Annotated in this window: 2 protein-coding genes; one reads left to right on the top strand and one right to left on the bottom strand. The window is 46.6% G+C overall.

The window, feature by feature from the left end; all coding sequences use genetic code 11:
• Positions 1-231, top strand: a 231-nt coding sequence (locus tag HMPREF0666_RS17795; protein ID WP_009010385.1) for a hypothetical protein, incomplete at its 5' end; no start/stop codon positions are given.
• 265 nt (positions 232-496) lie between these two features.
• Here HMPREF0666_RS17795 and HMPREF0666_RS00860 read toward each other — a convergent pair.
• On the bottom strand, positions 497-1,009 hold the full coding sequence (locus HMPREF0666_RS00860) for a hypothetical protein (protein WP_141240422.1): 513 nt from the start codon (positions 1,007-1,009) through the stop codon (positions 497-499).
• Between the last annotated feature and the right edge of the window lie 383 nt (positions 1,010-1,392).

The raw sequence follows: 1,392 nt of genomic DNA, 5'->3' as shown, positions 1-1,392 counted from the left end.
GCCACCTCCTCATGGGCTCGAAACTATGCGCAAAAAGGCTCTGTTAACTCTGTGAGCTCTGTGAGAGAAAAACCTACCCAGCGAGTTGTTTGTGTGTTGTATCATACAGTGGGAGCGTTCTATTTCTCACAGATTTACACAGATGAACAGAACACACAAAGGCGCACAGAGACATTAAGTCAACCGATATCACAGAACCTTACAGCCACCTTTAGCTATAACGTTCTGTGAATTCTGTATGCCGGAGGCGTTCTGTGAGCTCGAAACAGTGCGCAAAAAGGGTCTGTCAAATCTGTGAGTTCTGTGAGAGAAAAGACTCCCCAGAATAAGAGAAAGAACTAACCTGCGTGAGAGAAAAACTCTCCAGAATAAGAGAAAGAACTAACCAAGAACCGTGTTAGCAGCCCAATAGGGGTAACCTCACATTTCACTCCCCTCCCTACGGGGGAGGAGCCGGGGGAGGGGCCGCTACTATCTACGCCTGTTTCCACCCCTTTTACAACACCACCTTATCCGCTGCTTTCTTCAACGTAGCCAAGAAGTGCACTGCCTCCTCGTGTTGATTTTCGTGAAAGACATTGTTTTCGCCCACTTTGAGGACGATGTCGTTACCCTCTTCCCGCTGTATATGTAGTCGTCCACGGCGGTCGAGAACTATCGCTTTCACGTCGTCCATCAACAGATGTACCATGTCCTTCGCATGGTGATCATTATGTCGGATATTATAGAAAGGCGGGATAGCCAAGGCATGGATAGGTACGAGATGCAGTTCATGGCTGTTATAGACCACGAGCACAGGCACATGACGACTAATGATGTTATAGTCGACACGTGTTGACAGGTATCGCTTATCCCGTATGTCAATCTCTGGATAGTCCTTTTCGATAAAGCGCATTGCCGCAGCAGCATACCGTCCCCTACTCTTTCTACCCACATAACGTGCGTAGAGCACCATTAGACAAATGATAATAATTGCCACAACAGGGATTAGAAACATATATGTATCCATAATCATAAATGTGTTTATTTTGTTAACAGGCGTACTACTCATTGCAATCCCCACAAGGACACCATAGTACGCCTTATCTATTTATTATCCTGACTCATCGTTACTCCTCTCTAAGGCGCAAACTCATTACAGTGGACGCGACAGCCGATACAACCCACAACAGGCCCCAGCAACATGCATCCACCTTATTATATATATAGCCATCCACCCACATCAGTTCACTATCCGAACATGAGCTGCAAGCCTATACCTTATTATATATATAGTCACAAAGCCTATGCTTGTGCCATCACGACACCAATCTACGCTCATCCCATCGCCGACCACCGTTCACCCCACCCTCCAATCCTTAAGAGGACCTAAGGGGTATCTCGGTGATCACT

Source organism: Prevotella sp. C561 (genome assembly GCF_000224595.1).
GTDB classification, from domain to species: Bacteria; Bacteroidota; Bacteroidia; order Bacteroidales; family Bacteroidaceae; genus Prevotella; species Prevotella jejuni.
This window is presented reverse-complemented; position numbering and strand designations above follow the sequence as displayed.

Coding starts and splice junctions, on each gene's coding strand:
- HMPREF0666_RS00860 (WP_141240422.1), bottom strand. CDS start 1,009: ATGGATACATATATGTTTCTAATCCCTGTTGTGGCAATTATTATCATT.